Origin of the sequence: Rhodococcus sp. 15-2388-1-1a (genome assembly GCF_002259145.1) — a bacterium.
In the GTDB taxonomy this organism is placed as follows: domain Bacteria; phylum Actinomycetota; class Actinomycetes; order Mycobacteriales; family Mycobacteriaceae; genus Rhodococcoides.
On sequence record NZ_NPFP01000003.1, the window covers coordinates 72842 to 91464 of the forward strand.

Annotated in this window: 14 protein-coding genes; 9 read left to right on the forward strand and 5 right to left on the reverse strand. The window is 65.6% G+C overall.

Features of this window, described 5'->3' with window-relative positions:
* Positions 1-18: 18 nt before the first annotated feature.
* Together CH302_RS02155 and CH302_RS02160 are read left to right on the forward strand one after the other, a co-directional pair.
* A complete protein-coding gene (locus CH302_RS02155; RefSeq protein ID WP_037194051.1) occupies positions 19-1317 on the forward strand; it encodes a S1 family peptidase in 1299 nt (432 codons plus the stop codon).
* A gap of 87 nt (positions 1318-1404) precedes the next feature.
* Complete coding sequence (locus CH302_RS02160) at positions 1405-2526, forward strand: S1 family peptidase (protein WP_037194048.1); 1122 nt, start codon at positions 1405-1407, stop codon at positions 2524-2526.
* A 277-nt stretch (positions 2527-2803) separates the two neighbouring features.
* On the opposite strand, the gene CH302_RS02165 is transcribed toward CH302_RS02160, so the two are convergent.
* Positions 2804-3460, reverse strand: coding sequence for a hypothetical protein (locus tag CH302_RS02165; protein ID WP_037194046.1), 657 nt, complete (start codon positions 3458-3460; stop codon positions 2804-2806).
* 586 nt (positions 3461-4046) lie between these two features.
* Here CH302_RS02165 and CH302_RS02170 point away from each other — a divergent pair.
* The 3 genes from CH302_RS02170 (at position 4047) to CH302_RS02180 (ending at position 8891) form a co-directional block, all read left to right on the forward strand.
* Positions 4047-7367, forward strand: a complete 3321-nt coding sequence (locus CH302_RS02170) for a (Fe-S)-binding protein (RefSeq protein ID WP_037194044.1) — start codon at positions 4047-4049, stop codon at positions 7365-7367.
* A 128-nt stretch (positions 7368-7495) separates the two neighbouring features.
* Entirely contained in the window at positions 7496-8530 is a 1035-nt protein-coding gene (locus tag CH302_RS02175) for a hypothetical protein (RefSeq protein WP_230596398.1), read from the forward strand.
* A 91-nt stretch (positions 8531-8621) separates the two neighbouring features.
* The gene (locus CH302_RS02180; RefSeq protein ID WP_037194043.1) at positions 8622-8891 is read left to right on the forward strand and encodes a hypothetical protein; all 270 of its coding nucleotides are present in this window, start codon (positions 8622-8624) and stop codon (positions 8889-8891) included.
* On the opposite strand, the gene CH302_RS02185 is transcribed toward CH302_RS02180, so the two are convergent.
* Entirely contained in the window at positions 8884-10797 is a 1914-nt protein-coding gene (locus CH302_RS02185; RefSeq protein WP_037194249.1) for a dipeptidyl-peptidase 5, read from the reverse strand. The genes CH302_RS02180 and CH302_RS02185 overlap by 8 nt on opposite strands.
* 100 nt (positions 10798-10897) lie before the next feature.
* Between CH302_RS02185 and CH302_RS02190 the strand changes: the two genes are divergently transcribed.
* Positions 10898-11125 (forward strand): DUF3263 domain-containing protein, encoded by a 228-nt coding sequence (locus CH302_RS02190; protein ID WP_037194041.1) that lies wholly within the window; start codon positions 10898-10900, stop codon positions 11123-11125.
* A gap of 7 nt (positions 11126-11132) precedes the next feature.
* Here the strand turns inward: CH302_RS02190 and CH302_RS02195 are convergent, their stop codons facing one another.
* A complete protein-coding gene (locus CH302_RS02195) occupies positions 11133-11870 on the reverse strand; it encodes an SOS response-associated peptidase (protein WP_037194247.1) in 738 nt (245 codons plus the stop codon).
* Between the two features lie 115 nt (positions 11871-11985).
* Between CH302_RS02195 and CH302_RS02200 the strand changes: the two genes are divergently transcribed.
* Positions 11986-13236 carry a pyridoxal phosphate-dependent aminotransferase gene (locus CH302_RS02200; RefSeq protein ID WP_037194038.1) on the forward strand — a complete coding sequence of 417 codons (1251 nt, stop codon included), beginning with the start codon at positions 11986-11988 and terminating at the stop codon, positions 13234-13236.
* A gap of 231 nt (positions 13237-13467) precedes the next feature.
* On the forward strand, positions 13468-14826 hold the full coding sequence (locus CH302_RS02205; protein WP_052047959.1) for a YibE/F family protein: 1359 nt from the start codon (positions 13468-13470) through the stop codon (positions 14824-14826).
* A gap of 15 nt (positions 14827-14841) precedes the next feature.
* Here CH302_RS02205 and ald read toward each other — a convergent pair whose 3' ends face one another.
* Entirely contained in the window at positions 14842-15924 is a 1083-nt protein-coding gene (ald, locus tag CH302_RS02210; RefSeq protein WP_037194034.1) for an alanine dehydrogenase, read from the reverse strand.
* A gap of 116 nt (positions 15925-16040) precedes the next feature.
* Here ald and CH302_RS02215 point away from each other — a divergent pair, with 116 nt between their 5' ends.
* A complete protein-coding gene (locus CH302_RS02215) occupies positions 16041-16565 on the forward strand; it encodes an Lrp/AsnC family transcriptional regulator (protein ID WP_170945762.1) in 525 nt (174 codons plus the stop codon).
* Positions 16566-16571: 6 nt separating this feature from the next.
* On the opposite strand, the gene CH302_RS02220 is transcribed toward CH302_RS02215, so the two are convergent.
* A complete protein-coding gene (locus tag CH302_RS02220) occupies positions 16572-18452 on the reverse strand; it encodes an Hsp70 family protein (RefSeq protein WP_082323797.1) in 1881 nt (626 codons plus the stop codon).
* Between the last annotated feature and the right edge of the window lie 171 nt (positions 18453-18623).

Consider the following 18623-nt stretch of genomic DNA (forward strand, 5'->3'; position numbering starts at 1 on the left):
ACCCGATGAAGGGATTTCATGCGTAACACCGGGGCGCTGCGTGCCGCAGTGCTGTGTTCGACGGCTTTTGTTCTTCTTGCTTCGTTCTCCGGAACAGCAGCAGCCGAACCCGTCGTCCAGTCACCCGCCGATCAGCTTCCCCGCGAGCTCGTCGAAGCCGTGCAGCGAGATCTGAAGATCTCCCCGCAGGAGTACCTCGACCGTGCTGCCCGTGCGCAGGAACTGTCTGCTTACGCATCCGACTTCCGGGCCAGCCGTCCCGCAGATTTCGCCGGTGCCTGGATCGGACCCGACGGCAATGCCGTCGTCGCCGTCACCTCGCCTGCTGCGGCACAGGCCGTCGCCAAGGACGGATACGCCACCGCGCAGTCGCCCGTGTCGGCAGACGGACTCGAGAAGTCGCTGGCAGACCTCAACAGTTGGATCGCAGGCCTCCCCCGCGAGATCTCCGAGCAGATCAACGGCACGGCCATCGACTTCATCGACAATCAGATCGTCATCGACCTGGTGAACAGTCCGATCGGTAGCGCGCTGAATCTGCCGACACTGCTGGCGAACATCAAGGTCATCCTGTCCCCCGGCGGAAACAAGCCGGTCGACCCGACTCCGATGGGCGGTGACACCTACGTCACCACCTCGGGACCCATCGCCGACGCTCCGGCCACCGACATCAGCATCTGCTCGTTCGGCTTCAACGCCGTCGACCCCTCCGGTGCCGCGGTCAATCTCAGCGCGGGCCACTGCAACCCCGACAAGGCCACCGGATCCGGCGGCGCACCGGTCTACCTTCCCGATCCGGCCGACATCTCGCGCAGCACGCAGATCGGGTCGTTCGATCGGTCCAGCCTGGGTGCGGCGGACGGCCTCGACTGGTCGGTCATCGCCTTGAACGACACCGGCGTCGCGTCCGGACTCGACCGCCCCACCGTCCGTGGAGCGAACGGCAGCACCGTCACCGTCACCGGAACCGCGGCTCCTGTGATCGGAGCGCCGGTCTGCAAGTCCGGGCAGTCGTCGTCGTTCACCTGTGGAGTGGTTGCGGCCGATCGCGTCGAGACACAGCTCTACATGGAGGACGGCACGTCCCGCACCGTTCGCGGATTCGCCAGCACCGCATGCACTCTCGCCGGCGACAGCGGCGGTGCCATCGTGACCGGAACACTCGCGCTCGGAATCACCAGCGGATCCAACAGCGGCGGCGCACCCGATTGCAACGAGGCCAACCTGGCGCTGGCGCAGTACGGCGGCACCGCAAGCCTGGGCATTCCCATCGATCAGGTCACGCGCGCGACCGGAGCCACACTGCGCACCGAGTAGTGGCTACTTCGGGAGGCGTTCACCCCCTATAGTCGTACAACAGGGTGAACGGCATCACATCTTCTGATGCCCGGGGGAGAGGTTTCTATGCGTCGCCGTGCGTTTCGGCTGTCGATCGTCGCAGTTCCGCTTCTGGTGACGCTGGCCGTGTCCACGCCCACTGCAGCGGCAGATCCGGCGGCCGAAGCGGTATTGCCCGCGGCCTTGGCCGACGCCGTGGCCCGCGACCTCGGGCTCGATCCGCAGCAGTTTCTCGACCGAGCGGACGCGGCGCGGCGGTTGGCCGAGTTCACCGCCACCATCGGTTCCGGCGGGGTCACGAGCGCGTGGCTCGACGAGAACGGGCGTCCCGTCGTCGCGGTGGCAGACGGACCGACCCACGCCGACGTGGCCGATGCCGCGTCGGCCAGCGGTTTCGAGGTCGATGCATCACCCATCGAGATCCCGCCGGCAGTTCTCGATGTCGTCCAACCTCTGGTGGACCTGCTCCCGTTCGATCCGTCACCGACGGCAGGCCCGATTCGCCCGAGTTCGTATCTCGGCGGCGACAGCTACCTGGCGGGCACGCCTGCCGGCCTCGGTCAGCGATGCTCACTCGGGTTCAATGCCGTCGACCCGACGCACGGGTCCGTCAATATCACTGCGGGACACTGCAATCCAAATATCGCCGATACCGGTTCCGCGGCACTGACGGGCGCGTATCCGATGTACGGCAGTCTTGTGGGCTCGAAATTCGGGACGTTCTACCGAACCAGCCGGTCGCACAACGATTACGCCTTGATCGACATCGACGACGCCAACGTCGGCGAATTCGAGAGCAACGCGGTGCGAGTCCCCTGGGCTGCTCCCCTGCACGTCACCGGAACAGTGGATCCGATCGTGGGAGCACCGGTCTGCAAATCCGGATCCAGAACCGGATTCAGTTGCGGCACAATTCTTGCCACGGGTCAGCATGTCGCGCTGGGAGAGAACGTCTTCGATCGCAGCTTCTCCACGTCCATCTGCGCGTTGCGCGGCGACAGTGGTGGCCCCATCGTCAGCGGCACCCTCGCCGTGGGCATCTCGAGTGCATCGAACGTGGGCGATCAGCCCTCCTGCGAGGTCGCGACCGTCGTCAGCATGCTGCAGGGTCAGCGACCGGAATTGTTCGCCACCCCCATCAACGACATACTCGCCGAGAACCCCGGCCTGACCATCCGGACGTCGTAGGCGTCCACTCGGACAAACACACCCACGCTCCGTATGATCCGACGCGTCCATCGCTGCGGGCCGCATTGTCGCGCTCGAACAGTGACCCTTCTACCGCTGAGGCGGAACCTTCCATGAACGAACTGCTGTCCGTCGGATTCACACTCTTCGGCTACGCGTACACCATCGTCGTCGAGGGCCTCTCGCTCGCCACCATCCACGGAGCCTGACGGATTCGAAAGAAGCAGGGCCCGCACTCTCGTGGAGTGCGGGCCCTGCTCGGCGCATGAGCTGAAGGCTACTTGGCCCAGACCGTGGTGCCCGGTGCCGCGTTCAGCGTGTTGATCAAGTCGATGCCTGCGACTACGAGAGTCGGGCCACCGGCGATGATCGTGCCCGCGATGCCGCCTACCGTTGCACCGAGCGGTACCGACGCCAAGCCGACGGGTCCGCCCAGGAAGCCGAGTCCACCGACAACGGCACCGATCGCAGTGCCGGTGAAGCCACCGATCGCGGTCGCGATACCGAGCTGCGACGAGAAGTTCTGCTGCGCCTTGAGGTTCTCTTCGGGCGAGGCGACGGTCGTTGCGCCGATGCTGCGCGAGTTGGCCGATGCCTTCGTGAAGTCGAGGTTCGGAACCAGGCGCAGGGTCTTGCCGTTGTCGTCGACGTTCTGCTCGTACGGGAAGTTGAGTCCGCCGAGGTTGAACGACAGCGGGAGCGTCACGAGGGTGTTGTCGGCGGCGTCGAGGACGTCGACCGTCTTGCCGTCGTCGGCGACCTTGAAGACACCCGCGTCGATGGTGGTGACGATGGTGCGATCTTCGAGATCGACGGTGTAGTTGGTGTCACCGGGGGCCGTCTCATCGACGGGCTGGGCATACGCGGTTCCGCTGGCCAGGCCCATCGCGACTGCAACGAGGGCCGATGTGACGACCAGTTTGCTGAGTTTCATGTGGAGTTCAGTTCCGTTTCTGTGCATTGAATGCTTGGCAGTACCGCTAGGCAACCGTCAAACGCAAAGTCACCCCGATGACGCTTTTGCGACTTTTGGTGCGCCCGAATTGTAGCGTACGAATCGGACCGGTCGTTGTCCTTTTGAGACCGGTCCGCCACCTGTCAGTTACCCACTGTCACAAACATTTTGGATATTCGCAGCACAGCGGCCCGAGTCACGTCATGCTGGGATCGGAGATGTCGATCATTCGACCGATCGAGGAAGACCGGGCCCGTGATCCCACCGGCCTCGGCCGGCCTTCAGGTGACATCCCGCCGCGTTCACAGAGCAGGTAAGGACTGCCTTCCCGACAGCACCTCGACGGCCTACGCATACGGTGATCTGCGAGACAACCTACTGACGAGTTCAGCCCACCCGTCGGACGGCCTCATTTCCGCACCCACCAGCATCGCTTCAACCGGCGATGCTAAGTTACCCATCAGTACGGTGAAACTGCTACTGGCGAGTAACATAGCCCGTCAGCCGGCTCGACGGGCTGAACCCGCGGTAGCCCCCAGCTGCCACCTGAACGAAAGGCCGCGACATGAACGCCCTGACGATCACGTTGGGCACAGTCGGTGCTCTGCTCAGCCTTGTGTGTTGGTACGTCTTCATTCGCGGGGGCCTGCGGATGTTCAACATCGTGCGACTTGGCCAGCCGGCACCCGACCGCTGGCGACCGATAGTGCCTCGCTTCAAGCAGATGCTCGTCGAGTTCCTGGCCCACACCAAGATGGTCAAGTTCCGCACCGTCGGCTGGGCGCACTGGCTGGTCATGATCGGCTTCATGCTCGGTTTCATCGTCTGGTTCGAGGCCTACGGTCAGACGTTCAACCCCGAGTTCCACTGGCCCATCGTCGGCAACACCGCGGCCTACCACCTGATCGACGAGCTCCTCGGACTCGGCACCGTCATCGGCATCACGACGCTGATCATCATCCGTCAGCTCAACCACCCGCGTAAGCCCGAGCGCCAATCCCGCTTCGCCGGCTCCGGATTCAAGGCCGCCTACTTCGTCGAGGCCGTTGTGCTCATCGAGGGTCTGGGCATGGTGTTCGTCAAGGCAGGCAAGATCGCGACGTACGGACACGCGAACCCGTACACCGACTTCTTCACGATGCGCCTGGCCGAGCTGCTGCCGGCCAACTCGAACATGGTCTCGATCTTCGCGCTGATCAAACTGATGTCCGGCATGATCTGGCTCTACATCGTCGGTTCTCGCATCAACTGGGGCGTCGCGTGGCACCGCTTCACCGCGTTCCCCAACATCTACTTCAAGCGCATGGACGACGGCACCGTCGCCCTCGGCCCGGCCAAGCCGATGATGTCCGGCGGCAAGGTCCTCGAGATGGAAGAGGCCGACCCCGACGTCGACGCGTTCGGCGCAGGAAAGATCGAGGACTTCAGCTGGAAGGGCTGGCTCGACTTCACCACCTGCACCGAGTGTGGCCGCTGCCAGTCGCAGTGCCCCGCGTGGAACACCGGCAAGCCCCTCTCCCCCAAGCTGCTGATCATGTCGCTGCGCGACCACAGCCACGCCAAGGCCCCGTACCTGCTGGCCGGCGGCAAGAAGGACATGGCAGGTGACGAGGTCGGACTCGTCGACTCCGAGGGCAACGTCGATCAGGCCAAGCTCGACGCCATCCCGCAGGCCGCCCGCGACGAAGCCGACCGCAAGCTCGTCGCCGACGCCATCGAGGGCGGCATCATCGATCCCGAGGTGCTGTGGAGCTGCACCACCTGTGGTGCCTGCGTCGAGCAGTGCCCGGTGGACATCGAGCACGTCGACCACATCATCGACATGCGCCGCTACCAGGTGCTGATCGAATCGGAGTTCCCGTCCGAGCTCGCAGGTCTGTTCAAGAACCTCGAGAACAAGGGCAACCCCTGGGGCCAGAACTCGAAGGACCGCCTCAACTGGATCAACGAGATGGACTTCGACATCCCGGTCTTCGGCCAGGACGCCGATTCGTTCCAGGACTACGAGTACCTCTTCTGGGTCGGCTGTGCCGGTGCCTACGAGGACCGCGCGAAGAAGACCACCAAGGCCGTCGCCGAGCTGCTCGCCACTGCAGGCGTGAAGTTCATGGTGCTGGGTGCGGACGAGACCTGCACCGGCGACTCCGCTCGCCGCGCGGGCAACGAGTTCCTGTTCCAGCAGCTCGCGATGCAGAACATCGAGACGCTGAACAACGTGTTCGACGGCGTCGAGCAGAGCAAGCGCAAGATCGTCGTCACCTGCGCCCACTGCTTCAACGCGCTCGGTAACGAGTACCCGCAGGTCGGCGGTGACTACGAGGTGGTCCACCACACGCAGCTGCTCAACCGCCTCGTGCGACAGAAGAAGCTGATCCCGGTGGCCTCGGTCAGCCAGGACATCACGTACCACGACCCGTGCTACCTCGGCCGTCACAACAAGGTGTACGACGCCCCGCGTGAGCTCATGGCCGCGTCGGGCTCCAACCTCAAGGAGATGCCGCGCCACGGTGAGCGGTCCATGTGCTGTGGTGCCGGTGGCGCACGCATGTGGATGGAAGAGAACATCGGCAAGCGCATCAACATCGACCGGGTCGACGAAGCACTGGCGACCAACCCGAAGAAGATCGCCACGGGTTGCCCGTTCTGCCGCGTGATGCTCACCGACGGTGTGACCGCACGTCAGGAAGGCGGCGCACACGAGGGCGTCGAGGTCGTCGACGTCGCGCAGCTGATGCTCGAGTCGATCACCCGCGTCGAGTCCTCGGTACTGGGCGAGAACATCAAGGTCATTCCTCGCGAGCGCACTCCCGAGGAGAAACTGGCGACCGAGAACGCTGCCGAGGTCGAAGAAGCCGAGCGCATCGCACCCGTCGAGGAGCCGGCCGAGGCGAAGTCCGCTCCGGCAGCTCCGGCTCCGAAGGCCGGCGGCGGTCTGAAGATGAAGGGTCTGGCCAAGGCTCCGGGAGCGAAGGCACCCGGTTCCGCTGCACCGGCCGACAGTGCCGACGCAGAACCCGCCGCCAAGCCCAAGGGTCTCGGCATGGCCGGGGGCAAGGCACCCGGCGGCAAGGGTCTGCAGATGAAGGGCAAGGCACCCGGCGCGAAGGCGGCTGCACCTGCACCTGCACCTGCCGACACTCCCGCGTCGACCGAAGCACCTGCCACCGCAGAGGCCTCGGAGTCGACTCCCTCGGTCAAGCCCAAGGGTCTGGCTGTGAAGTCCGGATTCAAGAAGCCGGGAGCCAAGGCACCGGGTAAGCCTGCTGCCGAGGCCACTACGGCGTCGGCACCTGCCCAGGAAACGCCTGACGCACCTGCGGAATCGGCTTCGGCTGCAACCGAATCCAAGCCGACCGTCCAGCCCAAGGGCCTGGCCGTGAAGTCCGGATTCAAGAAGCCAGGCGCCAAGGCACCGGGTAAGCCGGCCGCCGAAGCGCCGGTCTCCGAAGCACCTGCGGCAGAGGCTCCCAAGGCAGAGGCACCCACTGCTGAGGCACCGGTTGCCGAGGCCACGGCGTCGGAGGCACCCGCCACCGAGGCTGCAGCAGAATCCAAGCCGACCGTCCAGCCCAAGGGCCTGGCCGTGAAGTCCGGATTCAAGAAGCCTGGTGCGCGTACGCCGGGTGCAGCGTCCGCACCGGCAGCGACCCCAGCCGAGCCGGAGAAAGCAGAGCCCGAGAAGGCCGAGCCGACTCCGGAAGCCGAGACATCGGTCGCCGACGCACCGGCAGCCGAGGCACCGGAGGCAGAGGCGCCTGAGACAGAGGCGCCGAAGGCAGAAGCGTCGGACACTGCGGGTGAATCGGATGATCGGACTCCGCCCAAGCCGAAGGCCGGTGGACTCGGATTCGCTCCGGGAGCCAAGGTTCCGGGTCGCCGGAAGTAACCTCACACCCTTTTTACCGACTGCGCGCCCCCGCTCACTTCAGAGCAGGGGCGCGCAGTCGTCAGTAGGGGTGTGAGGTCCACTCCCACGAGTTATCCACAGGCACCGAGTTATCCACAATCGGCCGCGTGGGGGTTGTCGAGATCGACTGCGCCCGAGAGCATTTCTCCATGACCCGCATCGTCTCGCGATCCGACGCACTCTCCCGCGGAATTTCCGACGCGGAGTTGCAGCGCTACTGCCGAACGCGAGCGTGGCGGCGACTCCGTCCCGGACGGTTCGTCAGCAGAGAGGAGTTCGATGCCCTGTCGAGAGAAGACAAGCATCGAGTCGTCGCCGAGGCCGTCTTCGACGCGACCACAGCCCCGGATGCCGTTGTCAGCCATGTGAGCGCCGCAATATTCCATGGTCTCGACGTATGGAATGCGGACCTCGGCCGAGTTCACATCACGCGCAACCGCGCCCGTGGCGGCGGTCGTGGCAGCGCCGTTCGAGCAGTACACACCTCGCCGTACACCGACGAAGAAGTCGTGGACTTCGACGGAGTGCGCGTCACAGGTCTGGCGCGCACTGTTGCCGATTGCGCTCGCACTCTCCCGTTCGAGACGGCTGTCTGTATCGCCGACCTCGCTGCGAGAACACGCGGACTCACCGCCGAAGATGTTGTCGCAGCACTGGATTCATGTCCGAATCATCCGGGCAATCGGATGGCGCGTCGAGTCGCAGAATTCACGGACGGTCGGTCCGAGAGCGTCGGCGAATCACGCGCCCGAGTATTGCTGCACCATCTGGGCTACACCCCGCAGCTGCAGGTGACGATCACAGATTCCCGCGGAGTCGTCGGGCGGGTCGATTTCGACCTCCCCGACATCGGGACTGTTCTCGAATTCGACGGCAAGGCGAAGTACGGACGCTACGTGCCCGAGGGAAAGTCGGCGGCCGATGTGTTGTGGGAAGAGAAGCGTCGCGAGGATCGCATTCGCGCAACCGGCCGTCAGGTGGTGCGAATCGCCTGGTCGGATCTCGATCGCCCCGAGCTCGTCGATCGGATGATCCGCGATGCCGCCCACAGAGCGGGACCACGCAACCGAGCGACCTTTCTATCGACCGCGCGCCCCTCGTCGCGCCCGAATACAGACGCGCACCCTGCAGAAGCGGTGTGAGGCTCCCCCGGACCACCCCCGCGACGTGGACGAATCGGGCACCGTGAGTATGGTCGGAAACGCACGGCGTACCCGAGAAGTAGGAGCAGGCATGACCGACGACGCGGACAAGCTCTGGCGACGCTACGACGAGTGGTGGTCGGCGTTGACCCCGGACGACCGAGCGCACGTCGAGACGTGTTGCGAGTCCGGCCGCACCGATGAGCGCCTCTGTTCACTCATCCTCGAGAACGACGGCCCGTCGAAGGCAGCGTTCGAGGCAGGCAGCAAGCTGTCCGAGGGCAACAGCAAGTACTGCGCCATCCCCAGCGCGCTGCTCGAGTTCCTGGAAGCGAAGCGCGCGCACCCACCACTCAGCTAGAGGGACGCCACAGCTGCAGCTCGGGGATTCCCGGCGGCGTGAAGCCCATGACCTGGCCGTAGAAGGACAGTTCGGATTCCCGTGCGTTCACCTGTGTTTCCAGTTTGCGGAATCCGTGTGACTCGCCCGCATATGCCAGGTAGGCGTGCGGTATTCCTTTCTCCACCATGGCGTCTCGAAACCGCTCGGCCTGGGACGGCGGCACGATCGGATCGTCGAGCCCCTGCAGCAACAGCACCGGGCAGGACAGTCCGTCGACGTTGTTGACCGGCGCGCGGGTGCGGTACAGGTCGATTGCCTCGGGCAACGGTCCGATCAGCCCGTCGATGTAGCGCGACTCGAAATCGTGGGTCTCGGCGACGAACAATTCCAGTTCTGCGACACCGAAGTACGATGCGCCGCAAGCGAACACGTCGGAGGATGTCAGCGCAGCCAACACCGTCCAGCCACCTGCGGAGCCACCCTCGATGGCCAACCGGCGCGGGTCGGCGAGTCCGCTGTCGGCCAGCCCCTGCACCGCGGCGATGGTGTCTTCGACGTCGACCACTCCCCACTGCCCACGCAGCCGGTTGCGGTATTCGCGGCCGTATCCGCTCGACCCGCCGTAGTTCACATCGACGACGCCGATGCCGCGGCTGGTGAAGTAGGCGAACAACGGGTTCAGAGCAGGTGCCACGTGCGCTGTCGGGCCGCCGTGGACGAAGGCCACGTACGGCGGGACTTCGCCGTCCAACCCCTCGTAATCGGGGTTGCGCGGCGCGTAGGTGATGGCGTGCACCTCGCGGTTCGGCCCCTGGAACGTCACCTGACGTCCCTCGGGCAGATATGCGTTGTCGGGTACGGACTCGAAACCCGAACGTACCGAGGTCAGTTCGCCGGATTCCAGATCGAGGGCGAACAATCCACCTGCGACCTGGGCTCCGCCACCCTTGAGGAGCACGGTCGACCCGGAGCGCCCACCGAGTCCCACCGAGGTCACACCGTCGATCGCGATGTCCTCCAGCGCGCCGGACGCAGGATCGAGTACCGCGAGGGTGTCGGTGCCGACGGTGCGCACGGTGAGCAGCTTTCCGTCGTCGAGCAGCGAGTACCAACTCGATCCCAGCCGCCACAGCGGAGCCCCGAAGTCGGCGTCGAGCGTCAGCAGCGGGGTGACCGAACCGTCGAGGGTGACCGAATACAGGTTCCACCAACCACTTCGGTCACCGATCGCATACAGCGATCCGTCGTCGATCCATTCCGGCTGCATCACCGATTCCTCGGTCGAACCCAGCAGCACCGTCCAGGACGAAGGATCGGCCAGCGAAGCCACACGCAGTTCCGTTCCGTCCCAGGGCATCTGGGGGTGGTTCCACGCGATCCAAGCGATGTGGGTGCCGTCGGGTGACAGTCTCGGGAACGCCAGGAAATCCGAGCCCGCCACCAGCGAGCGCACCCCGCCGCCGCCGAGATCGATGGCCACGATGTCTCGTGACACCGCGCCTGCGTCGTGCATCTCGCGGACTGCGATCACGTCGGTGCCGACCACCGAGAGATCGGCGTACCGGATGCTCGACGCCACAGCCGGTTTCGGAGTCAGCGGGACGGGTGCGCCGCCGGGGGTGAGTCGGTAGACGCGTTGATCGGAGAACTCGGCGAACACCAGGTCGCCGTCTGCCGTCGCAGTCCAGGCTCCCCCGCCGTATTCGTGGACGCGGGTGCGGGCGTTGAACGGTGCGGGCAGAACGGGCTGCACTTCTCCGTCGACGTGGCGGCAGACGGCCGTTCGGCCCTGTTCGGCCGGCCGCAGTTCCGACCACCAGATCTCGCTGCCGACGAAGCACCCACCCTCGACGGGGTGGCCCGCCGAGGACAGATCGGCTGCGGTGATGGGCGAGGGCCAGGATCCGAATGCGAGGGCAGTCACGCCGTCCACCCTAGTGAACTGACGTGCACGTAACGCGTTGTTCACCGGCCCTTCAACCGTGACCCGGATGATGGGAGACAAGTAGCACTAGGGGGACACCATGCGCCGGACCACTACCCAATCGGTGGACCACGAGATTCTGACATTCGGCCGAACCTGGCGTGGGTACGGCGGTGGCAGCGACGAGGACATCTACGTGGCATTCGGCGTCGACGCGCGTACCTACTTCGAACGACTGGGTCGCATCCTCGATTCGCCGGTGGCCGAGGAGCTGACGCCGGACGAGCGGGCCGCGATTGCCGAGATCTGCCGAACGAGACTCGCCTGAGTCACCGCTACACCGGCGTCAACAGCTCCGGGCTGTTGTTCTTCACACTGTTCACCGCGGTGCTGACCTCGTAGGGCTCGAGCCGTGGCTCGGGGATCGCGGCGAGAAGGTCTCGAACGTCACCGAGGTCCGTCACCGCGGGGTCGAGCCAGCTCGCGCGCAGATCCGGTGGGAGCACGACGGGCGAGCGATCGTGAATGTGCCCGAGCGCATCGGCAGCTGGCGAGGTGAGCACGGTGACCGACCAGACCCAACGCGCCTCGTCGTCCTCGGCCTTGGTTGGGTCTCGCCACAGTTCGTACAGGCCGGCCATCGCGAGCACTCCAGGAGTGGAGCCCGCGGAACGACCATCATCCAAGCCCTCGTGCAGGAAGTAGGGCACCTTCGCGCCGTCGCGTTTCTCCCACTCGTAGTACCCGTCGGCGGGGACGATGCATCGTCGCCGACTTGCCGCCTTCTTGAACGACGGCTTCTCGGTGATGGTCTCGGACCTGGCGTTGATCAGCCGGGAACCGATCTTCGCGTCCTTCGCCCATGACGGGATCAGGCCCCAACGCACCGACCGCAGTTGTCGAACGGCGTCGGCCTCGGGTTCGTCCTTCGGTGCTCGTTCGAGCACCGTCCGCACCGTCTGGGTGGGGGCCACGTTGTAGGACGGCGGCACCTCCGCACCGACGGTCTCGGCGATGTCGAACACCGCCTGCAGGTCACTGTCACTCCGGGTACTGGCATACCGTCCGCACATGGAACGAGATTGTTCCACTCGCCACCGACAACGCGCTCGAACAAACCCCGCGCGAAACGACCTCGCGAAACAACCTTGTGGAAACCGATACCGCCCACCTGGCACGATGTGACGGGTGACCACTCCGCAGACCCACTCCCAGCCGCGTTACCGCACGTTGCAGCAGTCCACCAAGCTGCAGAACGTGCTGTACGAGATCCGCGGACCGGTACACGCCCATGCCGCGCGCCTCGAGGCAGAGGGCCACCGCATCCTCAAGCTCAACATCGGCAATCCGGCACCGTTCGGATTCGAGGCTCCCGACGTGATCGTTCGGGACATGATCGCGGCGCTGCCGGTGGCCCAGGGGTACTCGGAGTCCAAGGGCATCCTGTCGGCTCGTCGGGCCATCGTGACGCGCTACGAGCTCGAACCCGGCTTCCCCGAGCTCGACGTCGACGACATCTACCTCGGCAACGGAGTGTCCGAGCTCATCACGATGACGATGCAGGCGTTGCTCGACGACGGTGACGAGGTGTTGATCCCGGCCCCTGACTACCCGTTGTGGACGGCGATGACGACGCTGTCCGGTGGCAAGGCCGTGCACTACCTGTGCGACGAGGAGAACGGGTGGAATCCCGATCTGGCCGACATCGAGTCCAAGATCACCCCGAAGACCGTCGCACTGCTGGTGATCAACCCCAACAACCCGACGGGCGCGGTGTACTCGAAGGAGGTGCTGCAGGGCATCGTCGATCTGGCGCGCAAGCACCAGCTGCTGTTGCTCGCGGACGAGATCTACGACCGGATTCTCTACGACGACGCAGAGCACACCTCGCTGGCGAGCCTGGCTCCCGACCTGCTCTGCCTGACGTACAACGGACTGTCCAAGGCGTATCGAGTGGCCGGTTACCGCGCCGGATGGCTCGCGATCACCGGACCGAAGGCGCACGCCGCAGGTTTCATCGAGGGTATCGACCTTCTCGCGTCGACGCGACTGTGCCCCAATGTGCCTGCGCAACATGCCATTCAGGTCGCACTCGGCGGATATCAGAGCATCGAGGATCTGATCCTGCCCGGCGGTCGTCTGCTCGAGCAGCGCGACGTCGCGTGGGAGAAGCTCAACGCAATTCACGGCGTCTCGTGCGTCAAGCCGCGGGGTGCGCTCTACGCGTTCCCACGACTCGATCCCGAAGTCCACGAGATCTACGACGACGAGAAGCTCGTCCAGGATCTGCTGTTGCAGGAGAAAATCCTGGTGGTTCAGGGAACCGGCTTCAACTGGCCCGGCCACGATCACCTGCGCATCGTCACGCTGCCGTGGGCCCGAGACCTGGCCGTGGCGATCGAGAGGTTCGGTAACTTCCTCGCGTCGTACAAGCAATGAGACGCGAAGTTACCGAAAAGTAGTTGAAAGTGATGCACAAAACATCGGGGTGCTCACGCCTGAACGGCGAATGATCTGTACATTGGCGGACGGCACTTCGGTGCCCGCGAGCCCTGGTCGTACCCCTCCCCCCCCGGGTCGGTCAGGTGGTGGCGGGGGACGCCCCCCCTGCTCCCCGCCACCGAGCTCCTCGCATCGGGCAACGGCCCGGCCCCGTACTAGCCTGGCACCGTGGAATCAACCGGCAGTACTCCCGACGGCAGTAGGCCGAGCCTCGGATCTCATGTGGGTCACGGTCATGGGCACGGCCACAGCGACGCACCGGTGCCGTTGGGACCGGTGGCAGCCAAGGTCGTCGTCGGACTGTTGGTCGCCATTGCCATTGCCGTGATCGGCGGTGCCATCGCTCTGTGGCCCAGCCAGCAGAACGTCGATATCCCGCTGCCGTTCCAGACCTCCGGCGGAGGTGCGGTGTCCACCGAGGCAGGCACCATCACCTCGCAGAGCATAGGGACCTGCGGCAGCCCCGACGCCGGTCGGGCGTTCACCGGCAACCCGACACCCGCCGTCAACGACTCGTACGAATGCCAACGCAGCATCGTCGACATCACCACCGGCGAGGACGCAGGCAAACGGACGGTACTCGAGATCGCGCCGGGCCCCGGACAACCGACTCTGAGCGCAGGCGACGACATCCGGCTGGTCCTCCAGACCGATCCGTCCGGTGGAGTCCGCTACTCCTTCAACGACTACTCCCGCGGCCTGCCGCTGGCGTTGATCGTCGGTGTGTTCGCCGTGGTCATCTGCATCGTCGCCCGCTGGCGGGGGTTCCGCGCGCTGGTCGGTCTGCTGATCGCGTTCGCCGTGCTGGTGGTGTTCATGCTGCCCGCACTGCTCGACGGTGCACCCGCCATTCCGGTCGCCCTCGTCGCCGGCGCGGTGATCCTCTACGCCGTGCTGTATCTGGCGCACGGGGTGAATCTGCGCACCAGCTCGGCACTACTGGGCACTCTGACCTCGATGGCGGTGGCGGCAGTGCTGTCCTACGTCGCCATCCGCATGACCCACCTGACCGGGTTGTCCGAGGAACAGAACACCGCCGTCCAGACGTACATCGGCAACGTCAGCGTCACCGGTCTGTTGTTGGCCGGCTTCATCATCGGCTCGCTCGGCGTGCTCAACGACGTGACGATCACCCAGGCGTCGGCGGCCTTCGAGCTCGCCTCGGTCGACCCGACGGCATCGAGACGCGAGATCTTCACCGCCACTATGCGGGTGGGGCGCGATCACATCGCCAGCACCGTCTACACCCTCGTGCTCGCCTACGCCGGTGGTGCGCTCCCACTGCTGTTGCTCTTCAGCGTCGCCGATCGGTCCATCCAGGACGTGCTCACCGGCGATTCGGTGGCCATCGAGATCGTCCGCTCCGCGGTGGGCGGCGTGGCGCTGGCGTTGTCGGTTCCGCTGACCACGGCGATCGCGGTGCTACTGGCGCGCCCCATCACCGTGACCGGAACCTCGAACCGCGCCGAGCGCCGGGCCGCGGTACCCACCCGCAAGACCCGGGGCTCCGGCCGCCACAGTGCGTAGAGCCGCTGCCGCTCGTCAGGCGAAGGCAGCGGCGACGGTCTCCGAGAGCAACGCACCGTTGTGCGTGCTCAGCCCGGCTTTGAGACCCGAGTCCGCCTCGCAGGCAGCTTCCCAACCCTTGTCGGCGAGTGCGACGACGTACGGCAGGGTGGCATTGGTGAGTGCGTAGGTGGAGGTGCGCGGTACGGCACCGGGCATGTTGGCGACGCAGTAGAACACCGACTCGTGCACCTTGTAGGTGGGATCGGCGTGGGTGGTGGCGTGCGAATCCTCGAAGCAGCCGCCCTGATCGATGGCGATGTCGACCAGAACCGAACCCGGCTTCATGCGCTGAACCAGGCTGTTGGACACGAGTTTCGGTGCCTTGGCTCCGGGCACCAGCACTGCGCCGATGACGAGATCTGCTGCGAGAACGGCCTGTTCGAGTTCGTACGCATTCGACACCAGAGTCTTGACGGCACCGCGGTACTGATCGTCGATGGCGCGCAGCGCCTTCACGTCGAGATCGAGCACGGTGACGTCGGCGTGCATGCCGAAAGCGATTGCGGTGGCGTTCTTTCCGGAGACACCGGCTCCGATCACCACGACGTTGGCGGGTCGCACTCCGGGAACTCCGCCCATCAGAACTCCGCGGCCGCCTTCACTGGACATCAGGTGGTAGGCACCGGCCTGCGGGGCGAGGCGTCCGGCGACTTCACTCATCGGCGCGAGCAGCGGCAGCGAACCGTCCGGCGCAGTGACGGTTTCGTAGGCGATGGCGGTGGTACCCGACTCCAGGAGCGCATCGGTGCACGCCTTGGACGCCGCGAGATGTAGGTAGGTGAACAGCACCTGCCCCTTGCGCAGGCGTGAATACTCTTCGGCGATAGGTTCTTTGACCTTCAGCAGCAGCTCGGCCGATTCCCAGACCTCGGCGGCATCGGTGAGGATCTGCGCACCGGCTGCCTTGTAGTCGGTATCGGTGAACGACGAACCGGCTCCCGCTTCGGTTTCGATGATCACTTCGTGTCCTCGCGAGACCAGTTCGTGCACGCCCGCCGGGGTGATGGCCACCCGGTATTCGTGGTTCTTGATCTCGCGTGGAATTCCGATCTTCATGGCGGCCTCCTCGGTGGTGGGTGACGTGAAGCCGTGGCTCCATCCGTGTAGGCCAACTATGAATTATCTACGAAATACCTGCAACGGATGTGAACAAAATTCTGTACGATCGCCGAATGGCGAGCAATAGTTCATTCGAGACGGGTGGAGCGGGCACTCAGCCGAACGATGTTCGGTCGATTCCACTGGACCGGATCGACCACATCCTGCTCGACGAGCTCCGTCGCGACGCTCGCACACCCAACAACGCACTCGCCGCTGCGGCCGGTATTGCACCGTCGACCGCACTGGCGCGGGTTCGCGGGCTCGTCGAGCGCGGCGTCATCCGCGGCTTCCACGCCGAGATCGATCCCGAGGCACTCGGCCAGGGCATCCAGGCCATGATCTCGGTTCGGCTGCAAGCAGATGCTCGACGACGCATCAGCGAATTCGGATCGAAGATCGCCTCACGGAAGGAGACGCTGAACATCTACTTCATTGCCGGTGCGGACGACTTCCTGGTGCATGTGGCGACCGTCGACACCGCCACGCTTCGTGATTTCGTCGTCGAGAATCTCAGCGCCGACCCCGCTGTGGCCGCCACCGAGACCATCCTGATCTTCGAGCACATCCGACCGCGAAACACACACGCGGACAAGTGAGTTCGATCAGGGTGCAGCAGGAGCGACCGGTGGGAACACCGGCAACGTGAAGTCCGGGAAACCCGGGATCAGAGGAGGCGGCTGCTGCGTCGTCGGAGGAACGCTCTCGACGGGCGGCGGAGCAGGCTCGGCCGTCGTCGTGGTCGGCTCCGGCGTCCACGGCTCCTGGTAGACCTCGGTCTCCGGCGGCACCGTGGTCGGTTCGACGGAAGTGGTGGGTGCCGGCGCGGGCGGCGGCAGGACAGGAGCGGGTGTCACCGACGTGGGCGGTGCCGTGGTGGTGACAGCAGGAGCTTGGGTCTGACTGCGACTGACCGAGGTGTCGACCACCTGCGGTGTGTTCTGCTGGGTGAGCATGAACGCCGAGACGCCCACCACCAGCGCGAGACCGAGCGCGAGAACGCCTCCGGTGCGGAGCTTGCGCCGAGCCCGGGTGCGATCGTCCTCGCCGTCGTCGTCGTCGTAATCGGCGTCGAGCCAGTAGACGTTCTTCAGCTGGAACGGAACCGGCTTGCCGTCGTCTTCTGCCTCGGTCCGGGCAGCAGAGCCCTCGGCAGACGGATCCCCCGTGTTCGCGCTCACCGCAACGACCTCCCCGTCGACCCGCGCCCCCTGCACGTGGTCGTCGAGAACATCTTCCACTACCGGTGACGTGTCCGGAACCGAATCGACTGCAACGGATTCGGCGGAGTCGGTGAATCTGGAGGATGCGAACCCTGCCGCCGTACCGGCGGGCTCGACCGGCATCTCGGAAACCGTGTCCCGAGAATGCGAGCCCTCGGTGAGCGGTGCCTCGACCTGCGCCGCCGCGATCCAGGGCCGGGCGGGGACAGGACGCGCTGCCGCGGGAGCCGGAACCGGTCGGACCGGCGCGGGTAGCGGAGGCGGCACCGGAGCCGACACCGGCTCCGAGCGCACCCGCGATGCGGGTTCGGCTGCGATCGACGCTGTGGACTCCACCGGCCGGACGGCGTCCGGTACGCGTCGCGTCACGGTGCGTGTGCGCGAATGCGGCCGAGCGGACAGTGCCGCTCCACGTGCCGCGACGGTCTCGGGCTCCGTCGGCACGATCGACGGCAGTTCGAGCAGCGGTCCGACGCGCTTCTGCACGATCGGCATGCGGGCACCGCCGCCGATCAGTACGACGGCGTCGATGGGAACGTTGGCCCCGATCATCACCTCGCGCGCGAACTCGACGGCCTCGTCGAGCAGGTCGGTGATCAGCAGCTCGAAGTTCTCACGCGAGAGCAGGATCATGCCGCTCGCATCCGGCAGACACACGGCGTCCTGAGTGGACAGGCGTTCCTTGGCAATTCGGCAGCGCTTCTCGAACAGCGCCATGTCGGAGTCGGTCGACTGCTTGCCGAGGCGTTGGAGCTGATTGTTGCGCACGTAGGCGTCGAACAGATCCCCGCTGTACTCACCGGATCGCTGCGAGGCGATGACGGTGCGCTGCACCAAGTCCACGACGCTGACGGTCAGTCCGGAACTTCCGAGGTCGAACAGGGCGACGGAGCTGCAGTTGCGCGCTTCGCCCGTTGCTGCCAGGTATTCGACGACAGCTTCCACCTCGTGGACCAGGTGGTAGTTGTGCAGGTGCGCCCCGGCGAGGGCAGCATGCAGCGCGTCGGCCTGGCGGGGGTCGCGGTACGCGACGCCGGTGGAGAGTTCGGGCTCGGTTTCGGCTGCAGCACCGATCGATTCGGCGGCCAGATGCGGAAGGTCTCCGCCGACGCTGTCGATGAGTTCGTTGCGGAAGAACAGAGGCCGGTCGATGTCGGTGACCAGGCCGGAAGGGTCGGCGACGGGTGCCCCGAACTGCTCGGCTCGGGGCTGCGCCGTGCGCACGGCCCGGGTCCCCATGGACACCCCAAGCAGCACAGTCACGGTCTTCGGCCTCACTTCGATCGGCAGTTGTCTTCGGACGCGAAACAGCTCGTCCAGAGCGCCAGGCTACCGCTTCGGCCGAATCGGCGGGGCGCGCGCCCCGGAGGCGGGCGCACCCGGACGTGACGAAACCCGTCTCGCTCCCCCTAGGGCCGGCACGAACCGAACCCG

What these genes read in the sequence shown, in the direction of transcription:
- CH302_RS02155 (WP_037194051.1), top strand. Translation starts at nt 19, where the DNA reads ATGCGTAACACCGGGGCGCTGCGTGCCGCAGTGCTGTGTTCGACGGCT.
- CH302_RS02170 (WP_037194044.1), top strand. Translation starts at nt 4,047, where the DNA reads ATGAACGCCCTGACGATCACGTTGGGCACAGTCGGTGCTCTGCTCAGC.
- CH302_RS02160 (WP_037194048.1), top strand. Translation starts at nt 1,405, where the DNA reads ATGCGTCGCCGTGCGTTTCGGCTGTCGATCGTCGCAGTTCCGCTTCTG.
- CH302_RS02190 (WP_037194041.1), top strand. Translation starts at nt 10,898, where the DNA reads ATGCGCCGGACCACTACCCAATCGGTGGACCACGAGATTCTGACATTC.
- CH302_RS02195 (WP_037194247.1), bottom strand. Translation starts at nt 11,870, where the DNA reads ATGTGCGGACGGTATGCCAGTACCCGGAGTGACAGTGACCTGCAGGCG.
- CH302_RS02215 (WP_170945762.1), top strand. Translation starts at nt 16,041, where the DNA reads ATGGCGAGCAATAGTTCATTCGAGACGGGTGGAGCGGGCACTCAGCCG.
- ald (WP_037194034.1), bottom strand. Translation starts at nt 15,924, where the DNA reads ATGAAGATCGGAATTCCACGCGAGATCAAGAACCACGAATACCGGGTG.
- CH302_RS02165 (WP_037194046.1), bottom strand. Translation starts at nt 3,460, where the DNA reads ATGAAACTCAGCAAACTGGTCGTCACATCGGCCCTCGTTGCAGTCGCG.
- CH302_RS02180 (WP_037194043.1), top strand. Translation starts at nt 8,622, where the DNA reads ATGACCGACGACGCGGACAAGCTCTGGCGACGCTACGACGAGTGGTGG.